Raw genomic sequence first — 2,746 nt, 5'->3', positions numbered from 1 at the left:
CGCGGACCGTGGCGAGGCTCGCCCGCGCGCCGGGTACGCCGCTGCCCGCGGCCGGCGTCTGGTTGTGGCGCAGCTGCGGCATCGCGGCTCCTTGCTGCCTCCTCGGCCTCGGCCGCAGGCTGGCGCAGGGACGCCGGCTCAGGCAAGCGCGGCCGTGGACGGCGCGTCAGAGGCGGTTCATGCAGGCGCGGCGTCGCGTTCAGAACAGATCGAAGCGCAGCCCTTCGCGCTCGTTGTCCCAGACCGTCGAGGCGATCCACCAGCGCGCGCCGTCGTGGAACAGCTGGATCGAGTTCGCGCCGCGCTTGAGCAGCTCCGGCGCATCCGGCGCGGTCCGCGCTTCATAGCGACTCCAGACGTGGGCGACCTGGCCGAAGCGCTCGACGCGCTGGCCGGTCTCGATCTCGAAGAACGGGTTCTGCGCGAAGAACGGTGTGACGTTGGCGATGTATTCCTCGACCGTGAAGCTTTCCGCGCGCGGCCGGCCGTCGCCGTCGATGACCGTGCGCAGGCTGCGCGCATCGGGCCGGTGCAGCGCGCGGAAGCGCTCCCAGTCGCGCGGCGCGCCGGCCGCGCCGGAGATGCAGGCGTAGACCGCCTGGATCAGCGTGTCGATGCGTTGAGCGTCCTGCCAGGCTCGTTCGTGGCGCATGCGGAATCCTCGATCGCGAAAGCCGCAGCCTGCGCGCCGCCCGGATCTCCGCCCCAGTGCCGGAAGTCGCTCGCGTTGTGCCGAAAGCGGCTCTGCGCGACCATGCGGCGAACTCGGAGATGGCGGAGGCGGGTATGCGGCAGGCGTGGCGCGTCGGTGTCGGTGTCGTTCTCCTCGCGGCGGCCGCAGCGCCGGCGCCGGCGCATGACGGCGCGCTGCTGCGCAAGCAGCGGTTCGCCGGTACCGCGCACGTCGGCGAGGTGCAGCTCGCGCCGGTGCAGTTCGAGTTTTCCTGTCATCCGGCCAGCAACGGTTCGCTGAACATCGAGGTCGTGCTGACCAAGGACGACGCGGCCGGCGGCTTCCCGCTCGACCGCTTCGAGGGGCCCGACGGGTTCGGCACCGAAAACGACACTGCGCAATGGAGCGTCGACACGCGCGGCGCCGGCCTGAACGTCAGCGGCGGCATCAACGGCTGGTACGGCGTCGACGGCGACGGTTTCATCTTCGGCCGCAGCCAGGACAACCGTAAGCCCGACGGTCTCGGCAAGCTCGTGCGCGCCGTCACCGAACCCGACGCAAAGCGCCTGCGCCTGTCGGTCGCCACGCCCGACAAGAAAGGCGCGCCGTTCCAGGCCGAGCTGATCCTGGATGGACGGCAGGCGGCGATCCGCGAGGTCGTCGCGCCGTGCCTGCGCTGAGCGGATCCGCCGCGATGCGCGGCGTTCGCGGCGGCGCCTAGTCTGCCGCCGCGCGGACGCGGCGGTAGTCCCAGCGCTCGACCCGCGGCTTGCCGTCGACGCGGCCTTCGATGCGCGCGGCCAGGCCGCCGTCGGCGCGGCGTTCGTAGACGATGCGCTGCGGGAAATCGTGCGCCGGGTTCTCGAACGCCGCCGTGTCGGCGTCGGCCTGCACGGCGCGAAATTCCGTCGCGGCGCCGCCGCGCGGCTGGGCCAGGTAGTACAGCGCTTCGCCGCGCTGCTCGATGCGCAGGAATTCGAAGAACGCGCGCGTGCCGCCGTGGGTTCGGCTCATGCCGGTCATCAGGCCCTGCGCCGGCGCGAGCCAGACCTCTTCGGTGACGCGGCCGGCCTGTTCGCTGCGCCAGTGGCCGGCCAGCCAGGCCGGCGGCTCCAGCGCCGCGGCCGGCGCGCTCGGCAGGATCAGTGCAAGAACGGCGGCGAGCAGCTGTCGCATGACGAAGGTCCGTGCGGATGAGGTTGCGCAAGCCTAGTGCCCCGTCCCGCCGATGACCATCGCATGATTTCCGGGTCTTTCGCCCCGGTACGTCGCCACCGCCGTCGCGGTGACTTGGGGAGGTGGCGACGTTTCCTCGCCGCGCGCGCGGTTTCGCGGCGAATCCTCCGGAATTTCCCAGCCACACGACGGGGCAGGACACCCGGGCGGCGCGGCCGGCGTGTCGCTCGCCGTCCGAATCGCCGGTGTGCTGCTCCGGCAGCGTGGTGCGGCAGCAGCACGCCGGCGCGAGGGAGCGGCAGCGACAACGTTTGCGCGACTGCGGCGCGCGGCGGAGCCGGCGCCGGACTTGCGGCTTTTGACGCTCGCGGCGGCCGCGCGTAGGCTCGCGCGCCGTGCGCATTTCATTCGTACTCGAAGCCGAGGACATCGCCCGTTTCCATGCCGCGCTGGCGCGAGCCGAGCGCCTGGCCGACTGCATGGACGAATTCGAGGTCGTCACGACCGCGAAGGAGGCGCTGGACACCCTGCCGCTGGCCAGCGCGCCGAGCTACGTGCGCCAGCGCCTGGTCTGCGTGCAGCAGATGATCCTGATGCTCGAGGACGAGGCCTGGTGCCTGCCGGCCGACGAACGCCGCGAAGTGCTGCGCACCCTGATCTATTTCGCCGACCCGGAAGACCTGATCCCCGACGACGTCGCCGTGATCGGCCTGCTCGACGACGCGATCATGCTCGAGCTGCTGCTGCGCCGCCTGCGCCACGTCATCGACGCCTACCGGGATTTCTGCGATTACCGGCGCGAGCTCGAGGCGGCCGGCACGGCCTCCGGACCCGCACGCGGCGTGCTGCTCGCGCGCCGCCGCGACGCGTTGCGCCAGCGCATGCGCCGACGCATCG

General features: G+C 72.0%; 4 protein-coding genes. 2 read left to right on the top strand and 2 right to left on the bottom strand.

Annotation, left to right across the window (positions count from 1 at the left end; genetic code table 11):
* Positions 1 to 199: 199 nt before the first annotated feature.
* Complete coding sequence (locus NON22_RS22820) at positions 200 to 652, bottom strand: hypothetical protein (RefSeq protein WP_257389287.1); 453 nt, start codon at positions 650 to 652, stop codon at positions 200 to 202.
* 134 nt (positions 653 to 786) lie between these two features.
* On the opposite strand from NON22_RS22820, the gene NON22_RS22815 reads away from it, so the two are divergent.
* Complete coding sequence (locus NON22_RS22815) at positions 787 to 1,353, top strand: hypothetical protein (protein ID WP_257389286.1); 567 nt, start codon at positions 787 to 789, stop codon at positions 1,351 to 1,353.
* Positions 1,354 to 1,390: 37 nt separating this feature from the next.
* On the opposite strand, the gene NON22_RS22810 is transcribed toward NON22_RS22815, so the two are convergent.
* Positions 1,391 to 1,849: a DUF6265 family protein gene (locus NON22_RS22810; RefSeq protein ID WP_257389285.1), complete on the bottom strand. Its 459-nt coding sequence runs from the start codon at positions 1,847 to 1,849 to the stop codon at positions 1,391 to 1,393.
* 395 nt (positions 1,850 to 2,244) lie between these two features.
* Between NON22_RS22810 and NON22_RS22805 the strand changes: the two genes are divergently transcribed.
* Positions 2,245 to 2,746, top strand: a 502-nt coding sequence (locus NON22_RS22805; RefSeq protein ID WP_257389284.1) for a DUF1232 domain-containing protein, incomplete at its 3' end; no start/stop codon positions are given.

The sequence above is a fragment of the Tahibacter caeni genome (assembly GCF_024609805.1).
GTDB lineage: Bacteria > Pseudomonadota > Gammaproteobacteria > Xanthomonadales > Rhodanobacteraceae > Tahibacter > Tahibacter caeni.
Note: the sequence above shows the minus strand (reverse complement) of the source record. Positions and strands in the feature narration are given on the sequence as shown.

What these genes read in the sequence shown, in the direction of transcription:
- NON22_RS22815 (WP_257389286.1), top strand. Translation starts at nt 787, where the DNA reads ATGCGGCAGGCGTGGCGCGTCGGTGTCGGTGTCGTTCTCCTCGCGGCG.
- NON22_RS22810 (WP_257389285.1), bottom strand. Translation starts at nt 1,849, where the DNA reads ATGCGACAGCTGCTCGCCGCCGTTCTTGCACTGATCCTGCCGAGCGCG.
- NON22_RS22820 (WP_257389287.1), bottom strand. Translation starts at nt 652, where the DNA reads ATGCGCCACGAACGAGCCTGGCAGGACGCTCAACGCATCGACACGCTG.